Below are 21,641 nucleotides of genomic sequence, written 5' to 3'. Positions count from 1 at the left end.
GCGATGTCCGCACCGGGCGCTTCGGCGGAATGCCGGAGGAAAAGGTACTTCCGCAAGGCCCGCGAACCCAGCGGCGAGGGCGGCACGGGGCCCGGCCACGAGCCCGGCTTCGTGATGCGGAAGGCGAGGTTGCCGACCGGGTACGGCCACCGGTCGCCGGTCGGGCACGGGCCGCCCCGGAGGCGACGGCGCGCCCGGCCCGCTGCCGACGCACTCGGCACGCAGTGGACGGACGCGCGAACAGGTCGCCGAGGAGGAGCCCGCACGAGGGTGCCGGACCGGCGCCCCGCCGCCCTGCCGCCGCGCCCCCCCAAGTCCCTGCCGCGCGGCGCGCGACCGGTTGCGCCACCCCGGTACGGAGACCTCCACCACCCCCGGTGCACGGGCCTGCACGACGACGAACGACCCGCCGACGTCATCCGCGAGCGAGGCACGGCATGACCACCACCGACATCCGCGTGAGCGGCCGGACCGTCGAGATCAAACGGGCCGAGAAGGAGCTCTTCCCCGACGACGGCATCACCAAGGCCGACCTCGCCGACTACTACCGCCGGGTCGGTCCGCGCATCCTGCCGCACCTGCGCGGACGTCCGTTGATGCTGGAGCGCCACCCCGACGGCATCGGCGACGGCCGTTTCATGCAGAAGGACACCCCCGACTACTTCCCGGACTGGATCCACCGCTGGGAGTTGCCGAAGGCGGACGGCACCGTCACCCACCCGGTCTGCGACGACACGGCCACCCTGCTCTACCTGGCCGGTCAGGCGTGCATCACCCCGCACCGCTGGCTGTCCAAGGTCGACCGGCCCGACCACCCGGACCGGCTGGTCTTCGACCTCGATCCGTCCGGCGAGGACTTCGAACCGGTCAGGCGGGCCGCCTTCCTGCTGCACGAAGTGCTCGACGAGCTCGATCTGCCCGCGGCCCTGATGACCACGGGCTCCCGGGGCCTGCACGTCCTGGTGCCGCTCGACCGCCGTGCCGCGTTCGACACCGTCCGCGCGTTCGCCCGCGACGTGGCCGAGCTGCTCGCCGACCGGCACCCGGAGCAGCTCACCACCGCGGCGCGCAAGCAGGCCCGCAAGGGGCGGCTCTACCTCGACGTCCAGCGCAACGGCTACGCCCAGACCGCCGTCACGCCCTACGCCGTCCGCGCCCTGCCCGGCGCCCCGGTCGCCACACCGCTGAGCTGGAGCGAACTGGACGACCCCGGCCTCACCCCGCGGCGCTGGACGCTCGCCACCATCGACGAACGCCTGGAGAACGACGACCCCTGGAGACAGGGACTGCGCCGCGGTCGCTCCGTGGAAGCCGCCCGCAAACGGCTGGAGAGGCTCTGAGACGTGCCCGGGCCGGGCCGGGTCACGGTGATGCCCCTCGGGCCGCCCGCCCCTCTGGTGAGACGGGTTCCCGACCGGGCCCGTACGCCGGACGCGTACCGACCGGGAATGAAAAGCCGGCCCCCGGGCAACCGGAGGGGGAAGTCGACCTTGTGAGCGAGTGTGATCATGGAAAGCGACGTACAGACCGGACCCCCGACGCATCCGACACCGCCGGTTCCTTCGGAACCGCGCCCCGCGCCCCCGACGCGCCCCTCGCCTTCCGGCCCGCCGGCGCCCGGCCCGGGCCCCCGGCCCGCCCCGGCGCCACCGTCCGACTGCCGACCGTCAGGAGCAGCCATGGGTACGCCGCCCAACGACCCGGTCCCCCCGAGTCCGACGCCGGTGCCGGGTCCTGGTCCGGGCCCGCAGCCGGGTCCTCTTCCCGGGCCGGTGCCGGGGCCCGGCGGTCCGGATCCGGTGCCGCCGACGCCTCCGCAGCCGGAACCGGACCCCCAGCCCGGGGACCCGCGCCCGGAACCGGGGCCGCGCCCGGGACCCCTGCCGGGCCCCGTCCCCGCCCCGGAACCGGTCATCCGATCAGCGGCCTGACCGGGCGACCGCTCCGACCGGCCTGGCCGGCCTGATCGACTCGACCGGGCTGACCGGGCTGCCAGGACACCGTCGTCCCCGAGGTGACGCGACCCTGGCCGAGGGCGAACAGAGCGCCGTCCTGGGCGCGTGGAGCCACGTGCCGTCCGGGACGACGGTGTCACCGCTGTGCTTGGCGGCGGCCTCCTCGGAGGCCGCCGCTTCCCTTTTCGCCCTTTGGCAACCGGTTTGCGCACCGAGGTGCAGGGCACGCGGAGTTCCACGCGTCCCGGGGCCCCCGAAGGGCCGGGACGGCACAGCACGACTCTGCGAGGGAACGCGAAAGGGTGAGAGCCGATGTGGACCGGAATCGTCCTGGTCGCCGTCGCGGTCGTCATCGTGGGGTTCGTCGCCTACATGGCGGTGGACCGTCGGCGGCGAGCGCGACTGCGCGACCGCTCGGGACCCGAGTACGAACGGACCGTCGAGGCGACCGGCAGCAGACGGGCCGCGGAACGGGAACTGAAAGCCCGCGCGCGGCGCTTCGACAAACTGGACATCAAGCCCGTGCCCGGTGAGGTGCGGGAACAGTACGCCCGACGGTGGATGCGCGTCCAGGAGGAGTTCGTGGACCGACCCGAGACCGCGGTCCACGACGCCGACGCGCTGGTGGCGGAACTGATACGCGACCTCGGTTACCCCGACGAGGGGCACGAACAGCGGATGCGCGACCTGTCCGTGCGGCACGGCCGCACGCTGGAGCGCTACCGGGCGGCCCTGGAGGTCCACGCGCTGAGCACCTCCAAGTCCGCCACCACAGAACAGATGAGGGGCGCGATGATGCACTACCGCACCCTCTTCGACGACCTGCTCGCCGAGGGCGAGCCGACCGGCGCCCGCCGGTCCTGACGCGGAGGCAGGAGACATGCGACACCACGACACGTCCGAGCGCGGAACTCGTGCGACGGGCCGAGGACACCGCCCCGACCCGATGGGGGAGCGCCCCGAACGTCCGGCGGGGCTCCCCGACACGTGGGCGGAACAGGGCCGTTCCGGCTCCTCGCGTCCCGCGACCGGGGGGTTCGGCGGTGGAGCGGAGCAGTCGCCGGGGGACGGTCGGACGGCCGCACCGACCCCGCCGCGGCATGCCGAGCCCCGACCCGCCCAGCCGCCGTCCGTCCAGCCCCAGTCCGTCCAGCCTCAGTCCGTCCAGCCTCAGTCCGTCCAGTCCCAACACCCCGAGGCGCAGCAGGCGACGCCCCAACCGGCACCCTCTGAGCCGCAGTTCGCTCCCCAGGGCCCGCCCGCGCCCTCCGCCCCGCCCGTGACGTCCGCGCCGCCCGGCCCGGCGACCACCGGCCACGGCGGCCACGGCGGCCACGCCCGTCACGCCGCGCCCGCCCCGCAGGACCCGCAGCAGCACGCACACGGCGTCGGCGCCGCGGAACACCGGCCGGGCCACGCCCGTCCCGCACGGCCCGACGCCGGCGGGAGCGACGAGGAGATCCCGGACCTGCTCGTCGACACGGAGGAAGCGGCGTTCCGCAGCCGCTGGCACGAGGTCCAGGGGCGGTTCGTCGACGACCCCCGCCAGGCCGTCCACGCGGCGGACGTGCTCGTCGGGGACGTGATGAGGACGCTGGCCGACACCTTCGCCCAGCACCGGCAGGCTCTGGAGGGACAGTGGAGCCAGGGGCTGGAGGCCGACACGGAGAGTCTGCGCCGCGCGCTGTGCCAGTACCGCGCCCTGTTCCACCGTCTCCTGTCCACCTGACGGCCCTGAAGGCCTGATCCGGGCCCCGCGCCCGGTCGTGCCCGGCGGTGTGCCCGGCTCCTCGGGCCGCACCGCCGGGCTGCTTGCGTGCTCGCAGCCGATTCTCCGGAACGCCTGCGTACAGAGCTCCCGTTCACGGGACGGCGCACGAGGACGACCCGCGCCGTACGCCGTCCGCCCCGGGTCGAGAAACTCTTCCGGAGCGTGGAAGCTCGCGGATCCTTCTCCTGGTGGAACCTCAAAAACCCTCAGGCCGAGGGGCTTTGACCGCCCGTACGCGGTACGAGGGGTGCCGGTGCGATCGTCCGGGCACCGTCCGCCGACCCCGACCGAGGGGCGGTCGCGCCCAGGGGTGCCGACCGGTGCGCCGCCCCTCCGGCCGGGGCGCTCCCCAGGGAACCGGTCAACGTCAGACCGAGGGTGGCCAGGGCCGCCGCCACGGCCCGCGCGCCGACGGGGCGCCGTGAGCGGCCGGCACCGGGGGAGCGGGCAGAGTCGTGTGCGCCGGTGGGGCCGGCCGATCCAGCCGGTCCGGGCGGTCCAGCCGGACAGGTGGATCCTCCGGGGACGGGGCGAGCCGCCCGCCCGCCCCCGGAGGCACGCCCGGGGACGGCGGGGGAAGGGGACCCGACCCCTCGCGAGCCGGCGAGGACGCGGGCGCAGAGGGTCGCGTCGGGCCGGGCCTCGGGGGCCCGGGCGGTCATGGCCGTCAGCAAGGCGGCGAGCTCCGCCGGAAGACCCGGCGGAAGCACCGGAGGGCGGTTCAGGTGCGCCAGCGCCGCCTCCAGCGGCGCTCCCCCGTACTCCGTCTCGCCCTTCAGCGCTTCGAGGAGCACCAGGCCGAGGCTGTAGACATCGGCCTCGGGGCCCGCGCTCCGGCCCAGGGCCTGCTCGGGCGCCATGTAGGAGGCGGTGCCGACGAGCGTGCCGTCGCCCTCGGGCGCGGAGTCCGCGGACTCGTCGAAGCAGCGGGAGATGCCGAAGTCCGACAGGTGCGGGGCGTCCGTACGGTCCAGGAGGATGTTCGACGGTTTGACGTCGAGGTGGACGACCCCGCGGGCGTGCACATGGGCGAGGGCCGAGGCCAGAACCGCCCCCATCCGGCAGGTCTCGGCGTGCGTGAGGACCGTGCGGGCCGTGCGCCGTCGCAGGGTCGTTCCCCGGACGAGCTGCATCACCAGATAGGGCCGGCCCCCGTCGTCGCCCGTGTCGTAGAGCGTCACCAGGCCGGGGTGCTGCATGCGCGCCAGGAGCCGGGCCTCCTCGCCGCACCGCGCCTCGGTCCGGCGTGCGTCATCGGGGCGGAACACCTTCACCGCCACAGGGCGCCGCAGCCGCAGGTCCAGCGCCTCGTACACGTCGGCCGAGCCGCCGCGGCCCAGGAGGCGGTCGAGTCGGTAGCGGCCCGCGACGGCGTGGGCCGTCGGCATGAGATCCGGATGGAAGGGCCTCGTACGGACCTGCATCGGTGCTCCCGGGGGTGTGGCCGGCCTCTGTCGACGGGCCGGTCGGCTGGTGTGTCGCCCGCTGCGGCGTGGACGGTCTCGCGGCTGACGCGTGCCCCCTCGGTCCTTGAACATCCCCTGGAGGAGGGGAAAGGAGCGGGAACGCCGGCCTCTGCGCGGGCCGACGGGGAACGGGCCGACCGTGCCGGGAACAGCCGCATGTTCCCCGGGGACCCGGGTACGCGGACGCTGTCCAACCCGCACGGGAGGAGCGACCAACCATGGGTCTGGGACTGTTCATCATCATGATCGCCGTCGGCGCCGTCCTCACCTTCGCGTCCGACTGGGAGCTCGAAGCGGTCGACCTCGATCTGGTCGGTCTGATCCTGATGGCTGTCGGCTTCCTCGGAACCGCCGTCTACACGAGCGTTCTTCGCCGCCGCCGGATGGTGGTCCCGCCCGTGGCGCCCACGGTCGTCGAAGACGACCGGCGCAACCTGCTCTGAGGCGGCACCCACGTCCGGTGCCGCGACACACACGACGTACGACGACGCACACGACGCACAGCGACAGAGGAGTGACAGCGATGACCGATCGTCTCTGGTCCTACAACGCGGAGTCCGGCCACCTGGCGGGCACCGACCTCACCGGTTGGCGGGTCGAGGCGTCCGACGGGCACATCGGCAAGGTGGACAAGCACTCCGACGAGGTGGACGACGCCTACCTGGTCGTGGACACGGGCGTCTGGATCTTCGGCAAGGAGGTGCTGATCCCCGCGAGCACGGTGACCCGCGTCGACCTGGAGGAGAACACGGTCCACCTCGCCCTGTCCAAGCAACAGGTGAAGGACGCACCCGAGTTCGTCTCCGACAAGCACCTCGCCGACCGGCAGTACCGCGAGGAGATCGGCCAGTACTACCGCACCGGCGGCCCCTTCTCGGGCGGCACGGGCGCCCTCTGACACGACCGCGGTCCGGGGCGCCCCGGACCCGCGTCCCTGCCGAAGAGGTGTGAGCTCTCCGGTACGGGTTACGCGAATCATGGCAGACCGTCCCCGACGGGGAGGGAAGCCTCCGCTACGAGAAGGGTGTTGACATGTCGAAGGTGGAAGAGTCCGTCGAGGTCGAGGTTCCGATCCGCGCCGCGTACGACCAGTGGACCCAGTTCGAGACGTTCCCCCGCTTCATGGACGGCGTGGAGCGGATCGAGCAGCGCACGGACACGCTCACCCACTGGATCACGGAGATCGGCGGCGTGCGTCGTGAGTTCGACGCCGTCGTCACCGAGCAGATCCCGGACGAACGCGTCGCCTGGACGACCGTCGAGGGCGAGGCGCGACAGGCCGGCGTCGTCACGTTCCACCGTCTCGACGAGTCCCGGACGAAGGTCATGCTCCAGATGGACTTCGCCCCCGAGGGGCTGACGGAGCAGGTCGGCGACAAGCTCGGGTTCGTCAAGCGCAAGGTGACCGGCGACCTCAAGCGGTTCAAGTCGTTCATCGAGGAGCGGGGCGGCCAGGAGACGGGCGCCTGGCGCGGATCGGTCTGAGGATCCGACGCAGGGCGCGGATCCGCGGGCTCGGGAGCGCCCAGCGGCAGCCCAGCGGCACATGACGGCGTGGGCCGGACGATTTTTCGTCCGGCCCACGCCGTCGTACGCGGTCACGGCCGACCCCGGTCGGCCGTGACGACCCCCGCCCCCGACCGGGCTACTTCAGCTCGATCTCGACGAAGGCCAGCGGGGCGGTACCGGCGTTGACGACTTCGTGTGCGCCCCCGGCCGGGCGTGCGTAGGACTCACCCGCCCTGAGCTCCGAGACGGAGACCGTCCCGTCGGGGGTGATCACATGGGTCCGCCCGTCGGTGACGGGGACGACGACGTAGTCGTACGCGTGGACGTGGCGGCCGGTGGACTGGCCGGGTTCGAAGTCCCAGCGGGTGACGCGGGTCCGGTCGTCCTCGTGCTGCGTGCTCGCGCGGGCCGTGGTGGTCATGGTCGCTCTTTTCGCCGTCGTCGGTTCCGGGCGCGCCGCGGCAGGCCGGGCAGCACCCCGAGCGGCAGGCTAGCCGCCCGCCTCCTCCGGCACGGGGAAGGACCCGCCCCGGCCCCGGACCGGCCGCCTCGCCGACCGCCCCGGACCGGCCGCCCCACCGACCGTCGGACGCAGCCGCAGCCCGCATGCACCGGGGCGTCTTCTGCGGGCGGCCGGCGAAAGGGGTGGCATGGGTTCCCGCCACCGGGGCACACGGGTGCTGAGCAACTGGACACGCTCACGCCGCACGACCCACGGTTTCCCCCCTTGCCGTGGGTCGTGCGGCGCCCGTGCACCGGCCGCGCGCACGCCGCCCTCCACGGCAGGACGTCAGGACACCCCGCCGGCCGCTCGTGACGGGGAGCGGCGGTGTCCGGGGAGCGCTCCCGCCCCACACTCCTGAGGAGGATCTTCATGGACGAACGAAACGCCGGCGCCACGTTGCAGGACGAGCAGGCCGGGCGAGCCGATCACATCGAGCAGGACGAGCAGGGCGGGGTGCGGCGCGGAGGGAGCGCCGGAGAGCCGGGTCCCGGTGGGGACGGACGGGGCGAGACGGAGGAGGAGCGCGCGGACCGGCGCTGGCAGGAACTCCTCCAGGAGATACGGGTGGCCCAGACCGGCGTCCAGATCCTCCTCGGCTTCCTCCTCACGGTGGTGTTCACCCCGCTCTTCCACGAGCTGGAGCAGACCGACAAGAAGATCTACCTCGTCACCGTCCTCCTCGGCTCGCTGGCGACGGGTGCGCTGATCGGCCCCGTCTCCGTCCACCGGATCGTGTCCGGACGGCGGGTCAAGCCCCAGGCCGTCGTCTGGGCCTCCCGGCTCACCTTCACCGGCATACTGCTCCTTCTCGCGACGCTGACGGCCGCGCTGTTCCTCATCCTGAGGGTGGCGACGCACGACCCGTACGTGCCCTGGCTGGTCTCCGGCGTCCTCGTCTGGTACCTGGTCTGCTGGTTCGCCCTGCCCCTGTGGGTCCGCGCGCATCACACGAGCGGAAACTGACGCCACGCCCGCACGAGCCGAGGCCGGCCTCCCGCCCGGACGAGCGGAAGCCGGCCCCTCGCGCACAGCAGCGGAGGCCGGCTTCCCGTGCACACGAGCGGAAGCCGGCCCCTCGCGGACAGGTCCCGAAGCCGACCGCCGGTCGTCACCGGGACCCCCTCCGCACACCGCCGCGGACGGGCGTGATGCTCCACCACGCCATCACCACCCCGACACCGAACACCAGGATCAGCACGACCGGCACGACGGATTCCTTCCGGGTCCAGAGCCACGTTCGAGGATCCGACTGACCGCGAACACGGCACCGAAACGCGTTCCTCCGCCGTGGATCCGAAGGGCCGGGACACGGGGAGGTCGACGGGGGCGGCGGATCGTCCGCCCGGGGTCCGCCGGAGAGCCCGTCCGCGCCCTGACCGGGGAACGCCCCGGCTGCTCCCGGACGCGCATCGTCAGGGCGCGTCCCGCGCCGACCCCGCTCATGAGTAAGTGACCGTCACTCGCTCGAAGCCGAGGCCGCGCAGGAGTTTCTGAAGCATCTCGGTCGTGTTCCGCTCCGCCCGGGACGTCAGGCCGGACTCGCGGGCGGCGTCGCCGATCCGCCGGACGGCGAGGACGTTGACGGCCTGCTCGCTCCCGGGGTTGTCCGAGAAGAGGTCGCCCAACCGGTCGAGCAGGCCACGCTGCTTGGACACGGTGTACGAGCGCTCGGGGTCGAGCGCGGGAGCGGCCAGCTTGGCGTGCGGCAGGTGCAGGGTGGCCTCGGTCCGGTCCGCGTCGACGGTCACGGCACCGTCCCCGAGGCGGCCCAGTTCGACGTAGGCCCCGACGCTGCCGCTCGCCACGTAGAGGGTGCGGGTGCCGCGGATCGAGTCCGGCAGGAACCGCGCGTCGTGCTCCAGGTCGACCACCACCTGGTAGGTCCCCGACGCGCCCTCGTACCGGCTCAGGTCCTGGACGGACTTCAGGACGGCGGGACCGGAGCGGTCCTTCACCTGCGTCCCGAAGACGTCCAGACCGGGGAGCCTGAGGAACTGGCCGATCAGCATGAGGGCGACGGCGAGCCCGAGCAGGGCGACGATGACGAGGCGCCACCTCCTTCCGGCGGGCCTCCGTGTCCGGCGGGGCGGCGAGGGTCTGTTCTCGGTGTCTTCTCCCATGGTCGCCTGGTGCCCACGTCGACGCCTCCCATGCTCAACCCCGTCCGAAGTGTGGCGAGTTGGTGCTCCTGAGGGGGGTGTGTCGGACATTCGGTCCCCGGTGACCGCGCGGCATGCGGCCACCTCGTCACGGGTACGCGGGGTCCGTCCGCAGGCGGTCGTCCGGAGGAGGAAGAGGCGCATGATCGGCTGGAGAGCGTGGAGGAAGCGGGCCGGAGCGCCGGGAGGCGAGACGGTGACGCCCGTCGAGACGAAGCCGGCCGGGGCCGGGCCGGGCGGGAGAGGAGGGGGCGGCGCCGAGCCGGCCGCAACGGGACAGGGAGAGGCGGCGCCGACAACGAGAGCGGTGAGGGCGGCGCCCCCGGTCCGCCGGGGTCCGGGGCGGTTCGTGCGGGCGCTGGTCACCCTGACGGCCCTCGCGGGCATGGTGGCGTTCGCCGTGGTCCTGGCCAAACTCACCCTGGAGGCCTCGCCGGCCTCCGTACCCCTCACCCACAGCAATCTGACACCGGGACGGTCGATCGGGAACTACCTCGATCAGCCGGGGTTCATGGAGACCACCAAGCAACTCGGAGGAAACGTCCTCCTCGGCGTCCCCTTCGGAATCCTGCTGCCTCTGCTGTCCCGCAAGACGCGCGGATTCCTTCGGGTCACGTTCGTCACCGCGGTCACCATGCTGCTCGTGGAACTGGTGCAGGGCGCGCTCATCACGGGACGCGCCTTCGACATCGACGACGTCCTCCTCAACACGGCGGGAGCGCTCCTCGGTTACGTGCTCGTCGGCCGCTGGCTGGGGCGTGCCGTCCGCCCTCGTACCCGCCCTCGCTGGTGGAAGCGGCGCCTGGGCGCCCCGTCCGCCTGACGCCGCCACCGGTCGGCCACCGGATCGGGGAGGCCTCGGCGCAGCTGTTCGAAAGAGGGGTGTTTGACGGCGCGAAATCGGTACATGCGGAGCTTACAAACTTCTTAGGCGACGAACTGGAGGGCTCATCATGGGCATTATCGCGTGGATCCTCATAGGCCTGCTGGCCGGCGCGATCGCGAAGGCTCTCATGCCGGGCAGGGACCCGGGCGGCATCATCATCACCATGCTCATCGGCGTCGCGGGCGGTCTGCTCGGCGGTTGGCTCGGCAAGGTGATCCTCGGCGTCGACGCCATCGACGGATTCTTCGACCTCTCCACCTGGATCGCGGCCATCATCGGTTCGGTGATCCTCCTCGCCCTCTACCGCCTCGTCACGGGCAGTCGGCACCGTCACGCCTGACCCCGGCCCGGACCGGCACACCGCAGAAGGCCCCTCTTCCCGCTCGCGGGCAGGGGAGCCTTCTGCGCTGTGCGGCGGTGTGACGCGGTCGGCCCCGTTCCGCCGGTCGGCGAGGGCGTCCCGGAGGATGTGGAGGAGTTCTGGTGGTCACGTGTCTTTTCCGTCGGGGATTCACCTTCCACCGATCACCGAACACGTATGCGCACCCTTCGAACTCACCGGTAACCCGTCTCTGAACTGGGCTAACACGTTTACGGAGCGACCTATCGCGGATATCCCGCTCATTCAGAAGATCGTTGTATGGTCAGGCCGCCCTCATACGGGTGGGTGTGAAGGCGAAGCGATTCGAGGCGAGGCGCACCGATGGGAACTCCGACCACTCCGGCGGCCGGCGGAGCAGGCGAAGGCGGGGGTTGGTTCACACGAAGGCCGGCTCAGCCGTCCGAAGCGTCTTCCGCGCCCCAGGCGCCCCAGGCACCCCCCGCATCTCACGCGCCCTCCCCGTCTTCCGCGCCTCAGGCGCCCCCCGCGCCTCACGGCCCCCACGTGGCCCGGGGCCCTCACGTGGCCCGGGGCCCTCACGGACCGGCCCGCTCGACGGACCCGGCCGGACCGGCCGGACCGGCCGGCCAGACCAGACCGACGGGCCCGGCCAGACCGACGGCCCCGGCCGAGACCGGCCCGGCGGACGAGTCGGACGCGGCCCTCCTGCGCCGCACCATGGCCGAGATAGAGCCGATCGCCGACCAGGTCACCTCGTACTTCTACGCCCTGCTCTTCCTCCACCACCCCGACCTGCGGGAACTCTTCCCCGCGGCGATGAACACCCAGCGGGACCGCCTCTTCAAGGCACTGCTCACCGCCGCGACCCACGCGGACGACCCCGCCACCCTGACCGCGTACCTCACCCACCTCGGCCGCGGCCACCGGAAGTACGGCACCCGACCCGAGCACTACCCGGCCGTCGGCGAGGCCCTGATCGGCGCCCTCGCCCGTCACGCCGCCGCCGTCTGGGGGCCGAGGACCGAGGCCGCCTGGGTGGCCGCCTACACCACGATCTCGCAGATCATGATCGACGCGGCGACCGAGGACGAACTCCGTTCGCCCGCCTGGTGGCAGGCGGAGGTGGTCGCCCACGAGATGCGGACCCCGGACATCGCGGTCGTCACGGTCCGGCCCGACCAGCCGTACCCCTTCCTCGCCGGGCAGTACACCGCCCTGGAGACCCCGTGGTGGCCGCGCGTCTGGCGGCACTACTCCTTCGCCTCCGCGCCCCGCTCCGACGGGCTGCTCTCCTTCCACGTCAAGGCCGTCCCGGCGGGCTGGGTCTCCAGCGCCCTCGTGCACCGCGCCCGTCCCGGCGACGTCATCCGGCTCGGTCCCCCCGCCGGCTCCATGACCGTGGACCACAACAGCGACAACGGGCTGCTGTGCCTCGGCGGCGGCACCGGCATCGCACCCATCAAGGCCCTCGTGGAGGACGTCGCCCGGCACGGTCGGCGCCGCACCGTCGACGTCTTCTACGGCGCCCGCGAGAACGACGGCCTGTACGACATCGAGACGATGCTCCGGCTCCGGCAGTCGTACCCCTGGCTCTCGATCCGGTCCGTCCTGGACGACGGCCCCGGCGGCCTGCCCTCCGGCGGACTGCCCGGAGCCATCCGCGAGCACGGCCCGTGGTACTCCCACGACGCCTATCTGTCCGGCCCGCCCGGAATGATCCGCCGAGGTGTCGAGGCCCTGGTGGGCGTCGGCATCCCCACCCACCGCATACGACACGACTCCCTAGAGGAACTGGCCGGGGCAACGACGTGAGCACTTTCCAGCAGGACCAGAGCACCTCCGAGCAGACCGAGCGGCGGACGGCGCCCCTGCGCACCACCCGCCCGGGCAGCCACGGCGAACACCTCGTCCAGTGGCGCCTGGGCACGGCCGAACGCGCCGACCGGTTCTACGCCGAACAGGTGCTCGACCGGCTGAACCCCCGGATGCGCGAGTTCACGGCCCGGCAGGAGATGTTCTTCCTGGCCACCGCCGACCGCCACGGCGCCTGCGACAGCACCTTCCGCGCCGGCCCGCCCGGCTTCCTCCACGTCCTCGACGACACGACGCTCGCCTACCCCGAGTACCGGGGCAACGGCGTCCACGCCAGCCTCGGCAACATCGAGGAGAACCCGCACGTCGGCATCCTGATGGTGGACTTCCTCCGCGACCGCATCGGCCTCCACGTCAACGGCCGGGCCAGGGTCGTCGCCGACGACGAGATGCGCCGCGCCCACCCCGACGCCGGACTCGCCGTCGATCCGGTGCCCGGTCGGCGGGCCCTGGTGTGGATCGAGATCGCCGTCGACGAGGCGTACATCCACTGCGCCAAGCACATTCCCCACCTCCAGAAGGCCCCCGCCCGCGGCAGCGGCCGGTCCTGGGGCACGGACGACGTCAAGCGCAAGGGCGGCGACTTCTTCGGCGCGGCCGCCGACGCCCCGGAGCGCGGCCCGTTCGTGCCGCCGCCCCGCACCGACCCCGCGACCTGGCGCGCGGCGGCCGAGACGGTGCTGGCGAAGGCCGATTCCGCGGCGGGCATACGGGAGTTCAACGGCTGGTTCAGCCGCGACACCGCCCCGCACTGAGCCGCTCGGGCGAAGGCGACGGCCCTCGCGGCCGGGCCGAACGCCCCGACCCCGGCCGCGTCGGGGGCGAGGCGGAACACGGCTCCTTCGACCGCCGTCTCGAGGACGCCCTCGGCGTCGACCTCCTGGATCCCGGAACGGAACGCCCTTCTACGAGGCGGGACGCCGGGGACGGGGATGCAGACCGGGGCCGAGGGGCGGGCCGGCCAGAGGGGTGGGGGAGAGGTCGGTGGGTTCCTCGCCGGACTCCAGGAGCGTGTCGGCGGCACCGACGATGAGGCTGTCGGGGCGGCCGACGGCCGTCTCGTCCTTGCGGTCGTAGTCGATGCGCCACAGCAGGCTGCGCATGGCTTCGAGGCGCCCGCGACGCTTGTCGTTGCTCTTGACCACCGTCCACGGCGCGTGGTCGGTGTCGGTCGCGCGGAACATCTCGACCTTCGCGGTGGTGTAGGCGTCCCACAGGTCCAGTGAGGCGAGGTCGGTGGGAGACAGCTTCCACTGCCGTACGGGATCGACCTGGCGGATCGCGAAGCGGGTGCGCTGTTCGGCACGGGAGACCGAGAACCAGAACTTGACCAGCAGGACCCCGTCCTCCACGAGCATGGCCTCGAAGGCGGGACACTGCCGCAGGAACAGCTCGTACTGCTCGGGGGTGCAGAACCCCATCACCTTCTCGACACCGGCGCGGTTGTACCAGGAGCGGTCGAAGAAGACGATCTCACCGGCGGCCGGCAGGTGGGCGATGTACCGCTGGAAGTACCACTGCCCCGCCTCCCGCTCGGTCGGCTTGTCCAGGGCCACGATCCGGGCCCCGCGGGGGTTGAGCCGCTCGGTGAACCGCTGGATCGTGCCGCCCTTGCCCGCCGCGTCCCGCCCTTCGCAGATCACCACCAGCCGCGCACCGGTCTCCTTCACCCAGCGCTGCAGCTTCAGCAGCTCGATCTGCAGGATCCGCTTGCTCCGCTCGTACTCCGCCCGACGGATCTTGCGCTCGTACGGATAGTTCTCCTGCCACGTACGGATCGGAGCGCCGGAGGAGTCCAGCAGCACGGGTTGTTCCGGCCTGCGATCGTCCACGCTGAGTCCGGACAGTAGTTCCTCGGCTTCCGACCGTGGCGATTCCTGTTCGTTCACGCGGGGCGCCTACCCCCGCGAGCCGCCTCTATCGCCGTACGGCCGCTGTCGACGCCCCCTCGTGCCGCGCCGACCGACGAAGAGGAGGCGAAAAGGGGACGGAGGGGGACAAGAGGACATGCCGCGGCGTCTGGGGTATGCCTTTTACGTGCTCTCCCTCAGGCGGGACCTCGTTCCCCGTCCTTCACGGCGTGGCGGGCGGTTGCTGCTCGCCGTGCCGTTCGCGCTGATCGCGGCGGTCACGGTGGTGGACGTCCTGGTCCCTCCCGACGTGCACCTGGGGCCGTTCCTGATCGCCGCACCCGCGGTGACCGCGTCCTTCGCGGGACCTCGGACGACGGCGTTCGTGGGGGCGGTCGCGATCCTCGCGCAGGCGGTGGTGGCCGTCGCGCGGACGACCGTCACGGACCTCAACCACACGTACCAGATCGTCGCCCTCGTCCTGATCTCGGTCATGGCGACCTTCTTCGCCCGCCTGCGCGAACGGGACGAGAACCGGGTGGCACGCCTGCGGTCGATCGCCCACGCCGCCCAGAGCGTCGTCCTGCCGCCGCTCCCGGAGCGGGCGGGGCCCCTGCGCATCGCCTCGGTCTACCTGGCGGCCGAGGAGGAGGCGCAGATGGGCGGCGACCTGTACGCGGCGGCACGGACGGAGTCCGGGACCCGGCTGCTGATCGGAGACGCCCGCGGCAAGGGGCTCGACGCGATCAGCGAGGCCTCCCTCGTCCTGGGCGCCTTCCGGGTCACGGCCCGCCGCGAACGAGGGCTGCCGGAACTGGTCGGGCAGCTGGAGGCGGGAGTCGGCTCGACCGAGCGGACCCACGGGGCGACGGAGGCACGCCCCGACGGCGCCGAGGAGGCCTTCGTCACCGCGCTGGTGCTCGACATCCCCGATCACGAGCCGGTGGTACGGCTCGTGAACTGCGGGCACCCCCCGCCGCTGCTCCTCAGCCGGGGGCGGGTGATCCCCCTCGACACGACCCGCACGAGTCCGCCGCTCGGGCTCTCGGACGTCCTCGCGACGGACGTGACGGTCGAGACGTTCCCCTTCGGCGTCGAAGACGCGCTGCTCCTCCACACGGACGGGGTGACGGAGGCCCGCGACCGCTCGCGCGCCTTCTATCCCCTGACGGAGCGGCTCGCCGCCTGGGCGGGTGACGACCCGGTGATCCTGCTCGACCGGCTGCGGGCCGACCTCCAGGCGTACGCCGGCGGCCACCTCGGCGATGACGCGGCGCTCGTCGTGGTGCGGAGGACCGCGCCGGAGCCGTAGGGCCGGTGGCCTTTCGAGCCGGTTCGCCGCCGGCGCCCTACGCTGGTGACAGGAGCGTCCGAGGAGGCTGACATGGCGGGCCACCACCGTTACCACCTGGATCAGGACGGACAGTCGATCACCGTCCTGGACGACCCGCGGCGTCGGCGCGCGGAAGTCTGGGTCAACGGGAAGACCATCGCCGTGGCCCGTACCACGCACCACCACGACACCGTCCTGGAGGGGGAGATCCCCGCCCTTCCGCCCCAGCGCGTGGTCGTCAGGATCGGCCACCCCGACGACGTGGGCGACGCCCCCCTGTGCGTGCTGGAGACCGGCGGCGACCGCTACCTCATGCCCCGTGTCGCCCTCACCCCGCAGGAGCGGTGGCCGGCGGAACGGACACCGCCGGCCCGCACGCCCGCCGAGCTCCTCGCCCGGTGGAGAGCACGCCACCGACACCGCCGAAGCGCCCACCGCACGTGACCGGGCAGCCGGGGGTCGCTCGTGCTCGCCGCCGGCCCGTCCCTCGTCGGCCTCCCGCGCAAGCCGCCGGTGGCCGCTCCCACCGCCTCCACGGCGGCGGCCCGGCCGGTCGACCCGTGCGTCCCCGAGGCCGAGACAACGGTGCGAGCACGAGGCCCCGGCAGGAAAGAGATCGCTCAACGAGACCGACAGTGGAGGCGACGACGAGTGGGCGTGCCCGGGGCGAGGCCGCGTGGAGCCGTGTCGAGGCGTGGCTGAGTCGGCATGCGCCCGAATTGTGCGAAGTGTTGTGACCGGCTACCACGCCCGAGCGGATCGAGGAGGCGTTCCAGGTGCAGGCCGTAGCCGGTTACGGCGTGTTCGGCGGCGGCCCTCCATCAGAACCGGGCGCCTTCGCGATGCCGGGCGAGACAGGGGGAAGAGGCGGGGACGGACGGCGTCACGACGTCCAGGTCATCGGCGGCCAGGTCGTGAAGGCCGGGTCGGGGCCTCCGTGCGGTGGGCGGGCTCCTTCCCCTCGGCGCTGCCGCGGAACGCGGGGACCGTGAACCCGCCCCGGCCACCGGACAGAATCGGCATCCGATCCTGCAGGTTCGGGAAGCCGAACAAGCAGCGGTGGTGTGGATTCGGGCAGTGGTGCCCATTTCCTGTCACATCGTGGCTTGCTTCACCAAAACCAGTGACAGGGTGAAGTCACGCCTTTACGTTGTGCGTCTGCGTGCGCCTGTCAGCACGACCGTTGGTGCGCGCTCCACGACACAGAATGGGAAACATATGTCCCGTCCCGTGCCCGCATACCGATCCCGTCGGCCGCTGCGCACCGCAGCGGCCGCCGTGCTGACCGCCCTCGCCCTGACCGCCGCGGGAGGCTTCACCGCCACGTCGGCCGCCGCCCCGGAACCGGCCCCCGCGGGGACCGCCGCGTCGGCCCTGGTGAAGACCGCCCAGAACGTGACCGATCCCGGCCGGATCCCGCTGGACCACGGCTCCACCGTCAACTGGACGGTGGGTTACGCCAACGCCGCTCCCGGAGCCCCGGCACCCGCCGTCATCACCGACCCCATCGACGGCGCAGGCACCGCCCAGACGTACGTCCCCGGCTCCCTGAAGGTGCCGCCGGGCTGGACTCCCGGCTGGTCCACCGACGGGACGACCTTCACCGACGGCGACCCGGGCACCGCGACCCGAGCCGTGCGGGCGAGCCACCCCGCGGCCCGTCCCGGCGGAACCGCGCAGGCCAACAACCTCCTGCCGCCGGTGCGGCCCACCGCCCAGTCCACCGGCGGCGACGGCTTCACCCCGGTGCTGCACCGCACCGACAGCGGTGACGTCGAGGCGTGGAACATGTACCACCACACCGGTCCCGCGGCGCCGCAGGCCGTGTGCAGCAACCTGTCGACCGGACAACCCTGTGCGGGCGGCCCGTGGCCCCGCCCCCTCAACACCGCCCCGGGCCCCCTCGGCTCCGGCAACACCGGCAACATCAGCAGCACCCTGACACCCCAGTACGTGCTCGACCCCGGCCGGCCCGGCGTGCTGTACTACCCGGCCGTGACCGCAGCCGCGCTCGGCGTCGGCTGCCTGGACCTCGGCGCCCGCGCCAACTGCGGCTTCTTCGCCCTGCGGGCCACCGGCGGCACCCCGTCCAGCGCCAACGGCATGGCCGGTCTCGTTGCCGAGGGCGGCAACCTGTACGGCGTCGCCAGCACCGGCCAGGTGCTCTGCCTGGAGATCGCCGACCGCACGCCCTGCGCCGGACAGCCCTACGCCCCCGTGGTGCGGCCCAATCACGACCTGCCCGGTGCGACCGGCTCGCTCTACCTCGGCGGCATGACCACCGCAGGCGGCAAGGTGTTCGTCTCCTCATCGCCCCAGACCAGCGGGTCCAGCCTCGCCGCCGCGCCCGCCCTGGGCTGCTTCGACCCGGCCACGGCCATGGTCTGCGCCGGCTGGGACACCGCGCACCCGGCCGGTCCCAGCGCCGCCCACTACACGTACAACGCGTTCACCTCCTACGCGGCCTCCGGCGCGGCCAACGGCGTGTGCACCGCGACCAGCAACGCCGGGTCGCCGCTGACCACGTGCTACGGCATCGACGGCACGTCGCTCGCCGCACCGGCCACCGGGCTCGGCACGGTGGGCAACGGCGTCCTCGTCTTCAACCCCGAGGTCGTCACCACCGCCACCGACACCCGCAGCTACTTCCCCGTCTGGGGCGGGCCCGTCCCCGGCGCGACCCTGTGCTACAGCTGGACCGCGGGGCAGCCGTGCACCGGATTCCCGGCCACCGCCACCCACCCGGGCGTGGGCGGCGGCGCGACCCGTGACTACGGGTACACCTACGACGCCACCACCCGCTGCCTCGTCGCCCTCGGCGACGCGGGCATCCTCTTCTCCCTCGACCCCGGTACGGGAGCCACTCCCTGCGTGCACAGTGGTGCGGCCGTCACGCTGAAGCCGTCCGACTTCTACTGCGACGGGTCGTCCGGTCACGTACAGGGGTACACGGAGGCGCGGCTGGAAGCCATCGACCTCACTCATGTCGACCTCGCCGCGTCGACCGTCGCGGTCACCGACCCCGACGGAACCGTCCTCGCCGCGCCTGCCCTCACCCCGGCCGGCACCGTCGACCTCAGCGGCATCTCCAGCGCCGACCATCCGGCCGTCACCGTCACCGTCCAGCTCGTCCTGAACAGCGCCGCTGACTTCACCGCCACCAACCATCCCGTGCTGGTGGCGAGTTATCAGGGCGACGCGCCCCAGGTCTGCGTGCGTACGGTCGTCGCGGCGGACTGCGCGGTCACCCGGGTCTCCGACACCGCGACCGCGACCGACGGGTCCGGCTCCCTGACCTCCAACACCGTCGACCTCCCCGTCGCACCCGGAGCGCAGTGCAAGCCCGAGGTGACGGTCGACAAGGAGATCTGCACCGTCTCGAGCCCCCACGCGTGCGGACCGGGCGGCGCGGGGCCCTGGGCCAAGAAGAGCCCCGTGGGCCTGCTGCAACTGCTCGGCACCGCGTACTGGCGGATCACCGTCACGAACACCGGTCCCGTCGTCGCGACCGGCGTGACGGTCAATGATCCCACCACCCCCGGATGCCGGACGGCGGCGGGAACCTTCGACCTCGCGGTCGGCGCCAGCCGGCAGGTCCACTGCAGTTCCTTCCTGTTGGCCCTGCCGCTCAAGAACACGGCGTCGGCCACCTTCTCCGGGCTCAACGCGCCCCCCGGCACCCCGCCCACCACCAGCGCACCGTCCTCGGCCGTCGCCTGCTCCCTGCTCTGCATCCTCGCGAAGGAGTCCTGACCCCGAGCGGCCCTTCGGCCCCGGCCCCACCGCGTGCGGCGTGCCCCTGCAGGGGCACGCCGCACGTCTGCTCCGCCTGCCGGATCGTGCGAGGTCGCCCCCTGCCGGACGACGCCGGAGGGCTGGGCCGTCCGGGCGGACGGGTCACGGGCTGAGGACCGCTGAAGCGACACGGGGTCCAGGGTTGCGGCGCCCGGTCGGCTCACGTCGGGCGAACGGGGGTAGGAGCCGAGGTGAGAGGTGCCGAGAAGATGGTTGTCGTTTGACAACTATGACCAGGAGGCAACAAAGTAACCAGGTCGGACGTACGGGGAAGGACCAGGAATGCTCCGGTGGGCGGAGATCGCTCCGTGTGCTGGTCGCCTTCGCCGAAGGGCGACGGTGGCACGGGCGCCGCGAGGCGTCGTTCAGGCCGTCCAGCTGTCGACGTCCAGGGGGTCGCCGTGTATCTGGGCCGCCGCGGTGGAACAGAACGCCTCCAGTCCCTCCAGTAGCGCGACGCGCTTGGCGGCGGGCATCTCCTCCAGCACCTTCTGCAGCTCCACCTCCCGCCGGGCGCGCAGGTCGGCGAGGAAGGTGCGGCCGCGACTGCTCAGGTGCAGGCGCACCTCGCGCCTGTCCTCCGTGCTCATGACGCGTTCGACGAAACCCGCGGCATGCAGTCGATCGCACAGGCGGCTGGCGGACGGCGATGTGGAGGCGAGGCCCTCGGCGAGGGTGCGCAGGTTGATGCCCTCGTGGTGCTCGAGGATGTACAGGGCGCGCAACTGGGACGCGGAGGTGGGTGCGGTCGAGGCGCGGCCCCACACGACTTCCAGGAGCTCTGCTGCCGTCGTGGTCACGCGCGCGACCTCGTGGGGCTCGGGGCGGCGGAAGGCAGTCACGGTCACACTCTCGCAGGCACTGGGGTGCCTGTCAGCGTACTAGGGGATCCCGCGGGCTACAGATGTCCGTGGATCGTTGTGTCCCGTTTGGGGTCCGGCCTCGTGATCGAGGTGCGGGACCCCGCGGAGAAGGATGGGGGTCATCCCTTATGGACAGATTTGTGGCCGCTGAACGCGCTCTGCGGACAGCGGCTCCCCACGAGTTGCTCGATGCCGTCCGTGCCGTGCTGGTCGAGCAGTACGGCGCGGAGGACGTCGAGCTGTTCATGGCCGACTACGGCCTGACGGTGCTCCAGCCGGTGTCGGTGCTGCCGCACACGCTGGAGCCGGTGTCGGTGCACAACAGTCCGGCCGGCCGCGCTTTCGGCTCCCAGAAGCCGTATCGGGAGACCGCCGGCAGCGGCCGTACGCGTCTGCACCTGCCGGTCAGCGTGCGGGGCGACCGGCTCGGGGTGCTGTCGGTGGCCTTCCCCGACGGCGAGGCCGCGCGGAAATGGGAGACCGAGCTCGCGGGCATCGCGGACGTGCTGGGCCACGAGGTGGTGGTGGCCGAGCGCGACACCGACCTCTACCTCCAGGCGAGACGCAGGGATCGGCTCACACTGGCCGCGGAGATGCAGTGGCAGTTGCTGCCCGGCCGTTCCTGCTCGCGTCCCGAGTGCGACCTCGGAGCTCAGCTGGAGCCGGCCTACGCGATCTTCGGCGACAACTTCGACTGGTCGGCCACCGCCGATCACCTGATGCTCTACGTCACCAACGGCATGGGGGAGGGGATAGAGGCGGCCCTGCTGACCAACCTGGCCATCAACGCCCTGCGGAACGCGCGACGCGCGGGCATCTCCATCGCCGACCAGGCGGCGTTGGCCGATCAAGCCATGTACGCCCATTACCGGGGCCGTTGTTACCTGTCGGTCCTGATGTTCGACTTCGATCTGGCGACGGGGCGGGCGAGTGTCGTGGACGCGGGCTCCCCTCAGCTGCTGCGGCTGCGTGACGGCGTGGTGGAACGCGTCGACTTCGAGGCCCAGCTGCCGCTCGGCATGTTCGAGGAGACGGATTACGTGACCCAGGACTTCCAGGTCGAACCGGGTGACCGGCTCGTCTTCGTCAGCGACGGGGTGCACGCGGTGGCCTCGCCCCGGGGTGAGGCGTACGGGGAAGTGGCCCTCGCCCGGGCCATCCAGTCCACGCGGTTGCTGCCCGCCGCCGAGGTGCCGCGCGCGATCCTGCGGGAGTTGACCGGGCACCGGGGCAGGCCCGCGCCGGACGACGACGCCCTGATCGTGTGCCTGGACTGGCGGGGACGACCCGCCGCCGCCTGAGCGCCGCGGCGTGCCGGGGTCGCGTGTTGTTCT

At 72.5% G+C, this 21,641-nt stretch carries 20 protein-coding genes; 15 read left to right on the top strand and 5 right to left on the bottom strand.

Translation table 11 applies throughout. The features are described from left to right. The first annotated feature begins 437 nt into the window (after nucleotides 1–437). The 3 genes from ligD to ACZ66Z_RS00675 all read left to right on the top strand — a co-directional run bounded on the left by ligD (nucleotide 438) and on the right by ACZ66Z_RS00675 (nucleotide 3,684). Nucleotides 438–1,340, top strand: coding sequence for a non-homologous end-joining DNA ligase (gene ligD, locus ACZ66Z_RS00685; protein ID WP_469931775.1), 903 nt, complete (start codon nucleotides 438–440; stop codon nucleotides 1,338–1,340). Nucleotides 1,341–2,267: 927 nt separating this feature from the next. Then, the gene (locus tag ACZ66Z_RS00680; protein WP_469931774.1) at nucleotides 2,268–2,819 is read left to right on the top strand and encodes a hypothetical protein; all 552 of its coding nucleotides are present in this window, start codon (nucleotides 2,268–2,270) and stop codon (nucleotides 2,817–2,819) included. Between the two features lie 415 nt (nucleotides 2,820–3,234). Continuing rightward, nucleotides 3,235–3,684, top strand: a complete 450-nt coding sequence (locus tag ACZ66Z_RS00675; RefSeq protein WP_469931773.1) for a hypothetical protein — start codon at nucleotides 3,235–3,237, stop codon at nucleotides 3,682–3,684. A 248-nt stretch (nucleotides 3,685–3,932) separates the two neighbouring features. On the opposite strand, the gene ACZ66Z_RS00670 is transcribed toward ACZ66Z_RS00675, so the two are convergent. Then, entirely contained in the window at nucleotides 3,933–5,114 is a 1,182-nt protein-coding gene (locus ACZ66Z_RS00670; RefSeq protein WP_469931772.1) for a serine/threonine-protein kinase, read from the bottom strand. A 296-nt stretch (nucleotides 5,115–5,410) separates the two neighbouring features. Between ACZ66Z_RS00670 and ACZ66Z_RS00665 the strand changes: the two genes are divergently transcribed. The 3 genes from ACZ66Z_RS00665 to ACZ66Z_RS00655 all read left to right on the top strand — a co-directional run bounded on the left by ACZ66Z_RS00665 (nucleotide 5,411) and on the right by ACZ66Z_RS00655 (nucleotide 6,677). Continuing rightward, nucleotides 5,411–5,635, top strand: a complete 225-nt coding sequence (locus ACZ66Z_RS00665; protein ID WP_469931771.1) for a DUF6458 family protein — start codon at nucleotides 5,411–5,413, stop codon at nucleotides 5,633–5,635. A gap of 80 nt (nucleotides 5,636–5,715) precedes the next feature. Further along, nucleotides 5,716–6,090 (top strand): PRC-barrel domain containing protein, encoded by a 375-nt coding sequence (locus ACZ66Z_RS00660; protein ID WP_469931770.1) that lies wholly within the window; start codon nucleotides 5,716–5,718, stop codon nucleotides 6,088–6,090. Between the two features lie 134 nt (nucleotides 6,091–6,224). Next, nucleotides 6,225–6,677, top strand: a complete 453-nt coding sequence (locus ACZ66Z_RS00655; RefSeq protein ID WP_469931769.1) for an SRPBCC family protein — start codon at nucleotides 6,225–6,227, stop codon at nucleotides 6,675–6,677. A gap of 160 nt (nucleotides 6,678–6,837) precedes the next feature. On the opposite strand, the gene ACZ66Z_RS00650 is transcribed toward ACZ66Z_RS00655, so the two are convergent. Then, nucleotides 6,838–7,122 (bottom strand): cupin domain-containing protein, encoded by a 285-nt coding sequence (locus ACZ66Z_RS00650; RefSeq protein WP_469931768.1) that lies wholly within the window; start codon nucleotides 7,120–7,122, stop codon nucleotides 6,838–6,840. 453 nt (nucleotides 7,123–7,575) lie between these two features. On the opposite strand from ACZ66Z_RS00650, the gene ACZ66Z_RS00645 reads away from it, so the two are divergent. After that, nucleotides 7,576–8,169: a DUF6328 family protein gene (locus ACZ66Z_RS00645; RefSeq protein ID WP_469931767.1), complete on the top strand. Its 594-nt coding sequence runs from the start codon at nucleotides 7,576–7,578 to the stop codon at nucleotides 8,167–8,169. A 476-nt stretch (nucleotides 8,170–8,645) separates the two neighbouring features. Here ACZ66Z_RS00645 and ACZ66Z_RS00640 read toward each other — a convergent pair whose 3' ends face one another. Continuing rightward, entirely contained in the window at nucleotides 8,646–9,326 is a 681-nt protein-coding gene (locus ACZ66Z_RS00640; RefSeq protein WP_469931766.1) for a DUF4230 domain-containing protein, read from the bottom strand. A 346-nt stretch (nucleotides 9,327–9,672) separates the two neighbouring features. Here ACZ66Z_RS00640 and ACZ66Z_RS00635 point away from each other — a divergent pair, with 346 nt between their 5' ends. From ACZ66Z_RS00635 to ACZ66Z_RS00620, 4 genes are all read left to right on the top strand, one after another. After that, nucleotides 9,673–10,188, top strand: coding sequence for a VanZ family protein (locus ACZ66Z_RS00635; protein WP_469931765.1), 516 nt, complete (start codon nucleotides 9,673–9,675; stop codon nucleotides 10,186–10,188). Nucleotides 10,189–10,318: 130 nt separating this feature from the next. Then, entirely contained in the window at nucleotides 10,319–10,591 is a 273-nt protein-coding gene (locus tag ACZ66Z_RS00630) for a GlsB/YeaQ/YmgE family stress response membrane protein (protein ID WP_469931764.1), read from the top strand. A gap of 564 nt (nucleotides 10,592–11,155) precedes the next feature. Further along, nucleotides 11,156–12,406, top strand: coding sequence for a globin domain-containing protein (locus ACZ66Z_RS00625; protein ID WP_469931763.1), 1,251 nt, complete (start codon nucleotides 11,156–11,158; stop codon nucleotides 12,404–12,406). Then, nucleotides 12,403–13,221: a pyridoxamine 5'-phosphate oxidase family protein gene (locus ACZ66Z_RS00620; protein ID WP_469931762.1), complete on the top strand. Its 819-nt coding sequence runs from the start codon at nucleotides 12,403–12,405 to the stop codon at nucleotides 13,219–13,221. The genes ACZ66Z_RS00625 and ACZ66Z_RS00620 overlap by 4 nt, the downstream gene beginning before the upstream one ends. Before the next feature lie 150 nt (nucleotides 13,222–13,371). Here the strand turns inward: ACZ66Z_RS00620 and ppk2 are convergent, their stop codons facing one another. Continuing rightward, entirely contained in the window at nucleotides 13,372–14,355 is a 984-nt protein-coding gene (ppk2, locus tag ACZ66Z_RS00615; RefSeq protein ID WP_469931761.1) for a polyphosphate kinase 2, read from the bottom strand. A 148-nt stretch (nucleotides 14,356–14,503) separates the two neighbouring features. Here ppk2 and ACZ66Z_RS00610 point away from each other — a divergent pair, with 148 nt between their 5' ends. The 3 genes from ACZ66Z_RS00610 to ACZ66Z_RS00600 all read left to right on the top strand — a co-directional run bounded on the left by ACZ66Z_RS00610 (nucleotide 14,504) and on the right by ACZ66Z_RS00600 (nucleotide 19,402). Next, nucleotides 14,504–15,628 carry a PP2C family protein-serine/threonine phosphatase gene (locus ACZ66Z_RS00610; RefSeq protein ID WP_469931760.1) on the top strand — a complete coding sequence of 375 codons (1,125 nt, stop codon included), beginning with the start codon at nucleotides 14,504–14,506 and terminating at the stop codon, nucleotides 15,626–15,628. Between the two features lie 72 nt (nucleotides 15,629–15,700). Then, entirely contained in the window at nucleotides 15,701–16,093 is a 393-nt protein-coding gene (locus tag ACZ66Z_RS00605; protein ID WP_469931759.1) for a hypothetical protein, read from the top strand. A 786-nt stretch (nucleotides 16,094–16,879) separates the two neighbouring features. Further along, nucleotides 16,880–19,402 (top strand): DUF7617 domain-containing protein, encoded by a 2,523-nt coding sequence (locus ACZ66Z_RS00600; RefSeq protein ID WP_469931758.1) that lies wholly within the window; start codon nucleotides 16,880–16,882, stop codon nucleotides 19,400–19,402. Between the two features lie 407 nt (nucleotides 19,403–19,809). Here the strand turns inward: ACZ66Z_RS00600 and ACZ66Z_RS00595 are convergent, their stop codons facing one another. Continuing rightward, nucleotides 19,810–20,292, bottom strand: a complete 483-nt coding sequence (locus ACZ66Z_RS00595; protein ID WP_469931757.1) for a MarR family transcriptional regulator — start codon at nucleotides 20,290–20,292, stop codon at nucleotides 19,810–19,812. A gap of 143 nt (nucleotides 20,293–20,435) precedes the next feature. Between ACZ66Z_RS00595 and ACZ66Z_RS00590 the strand changes: the two genes are divergently transcribed. Continuing rightward, a complete protein-coding gene (locus tag ACZ66Z_RS00590) occupies nucleotides 20,436–21,608 on the top strand; it encodes a PP2C family protein-serine/threonine phosphatase (protein WP_469931756.1) in 1,173 nt (390 codons plus the stop codon). Nucleotides 21,609–21,641: the final 33 nt, after the last annotated feature.

Source organism: Streptomyces sp. NPDC107498, from assembly GCF_055582805.1.
The sequence above is the reverse complement of the archived record's forward strand: the minus strand, read 5'-3'. Positions and strand labels throughout refer to the sequence as shown.

Coding starts and splice junctions, on each gene's coding strand:
- ACZ66Z_RS00630 (WP_469931764.1), top strand. CDS start 10,319: ATGGGCATTATCGCGTGGATCCTCATAGGCCTGCTGGCCGGCGCGATC.
- ACZ66Z_RS00640 (WP_469931766.1), bottom strand. CDS start 9,326: ATGGGAGAAGACACCGAGAACAGACCCTCGCCGCCCCGCCGGACACGG.
- ligD (WP_469931775.1), top strand. CDS start 438: ATGACCACCACCGACATCCGCGTGAGCGGCCGGACCGTCGAGATCAAA.
- ACZ66Z_RS00645 (WP_469931767.1), top strand. CDS start 7,576: ATGGACGAACGAAACGCCGGCGCCACGTTGCAGGACGAGCAGGCCGGG.
- ACZ66Z_RS00650 (WP_469931768.1), bottom strand. CDS start 7,122: ATGACCACCACGGCCCGCGCGAGCACGCAGCACGAGGACGACCGGACC.
- ACZ66Z_RS00590 (WP_469931756.1), top strand. CDS start 20,436: ATGGACAGATTTGTGGCCGCTGAACGCGCTCTGCGGACAGCGGCTCCC.
- ACZ66Z_RS00665 (WP_469931771.1), top strand. CDS start 5,411: ATGGGTCTGGGACTGTTCATCATCATGATCGCCGTCGGCGCCGTCCTC.
- ACZ66Z_RS00660 (WP_469931770.1), top strand. CDS start 5,716: ATGACCGATCGTCTCTGGTCCTACAACGCGGAGTCCGGCCACCTGGCG.
- ACZ66Z_RS00655 (WP_469931769.1), top strand. CDS start 6,225: ATGTCGAAGGTGGAAGAGTCCGTCGAGGTCGAGGTTCCGATCCGCGCC.
- ACZ66Z_RS00680 (WP_469931774.1), top strand. CDS start 2,268: ATGTGGACCGGAATCGTCCTGGTCGCCGTCGCGGTCGTCATCGTGGGG.
- ACZ66Z_RS00670 (WP_469931772.1), bottom strand. CDS start 5,114: ATGCCGACGGCCCACGCCGTCGCGGGCCGCTACCGACTCGACCGCCTC.
- ACZ66Z_RS00605 (WP_469931759.1), top strand. CDS start 15,701: ATGGCGGGCCACCACCGTTACCACCTGGATCAGGACGGACAGTCGATC.